The 722-nt window shown below is 66.9% G+C and carries 1 protein-coding gene; it reads left to right on the top strand.

The genetic code is table 11. The annotated features are described in order from the left end of the window. Positions 1 to 722 (top strand): LPXTG cell wall anchor domain-containing protein (locus tag EN879_RS37850; RefSeq protein WP_127274811.1); only part of this gene is annotated, 722 nt, incomplete at both ends.

Genomic DNA, 722 nt, shown 5'->3' on the forward strand with positions numbered 1-722 from the left:
GTGTTGAAGGTCGAGCTCGACGGCGTCGAGGCAAATTGGCGTTCCAGCGGTTTCCTTGTCTTTGTCACCGATGAACGAGGCGTCGTGCTGGCCACCAGCCAGCCCGACTGGCGGTTTCGTGCGCTGGCACCACTGTCGGCCGAGGACGTGGCCGCCGCCCATGAGCAACTGCAATTGGCCGATGCTGCCTTCGAGCCGCTGCCGTTCAGACGCGGCGCCGGCGATGGCCTGGCGACGATCGACAACGCCGGAAAACCACGCCAGTTCGTCGAGGTGGTGCAGGATTTGCCCGGTGCAGTCCCAGGCTGGCGTCTGTGGCTGCTGACGCCCGCCGACGCTGCTCTCTCCTCGGCCGCCAATACGGCGCGCCTGACCACGCTCCTGGGCTTGCTGCTTCTAGGCTTGATTGCCTACGTGCTGACCCGGCGCCGGCGAACGCGCAGGCTGCGGCAGGAAGCGCTGGCGCGCATGAATGCCGAGCTCGAAAGCCGGGTCAGCACGCGAACGGCCGAGCTGACGCGCTCCAACACCGCACTTGCCGGCGAAATCGCCGAGCGCGAGAATGCCGAAGCCAAGGTCCGCCGACTGCGCGACGATCTCGCCCAGGCCAACCGGCTTTCCATCCTCGGCCAGATCGCCGCCGGCGTGGCGCATGAGATCAACCAGCCGGTCGCCGCCATCCGCACCTATGCGGAGAATGCAGGTCGTTTTCTGGACAGCGG

Source organism: Mesorhizobium sp. M7A.F.Ca.AU.002.02.1.1, from assembly GCF_003998535.1.
In the GTDB taxonomy this organism is placed as follows: Bacteria; Pseudomonadota; Alphaproteobacteria; order Rhizobiales; family Rhizobiaceae; genus Mesorhizobium; species Mesorhizobium ciceri.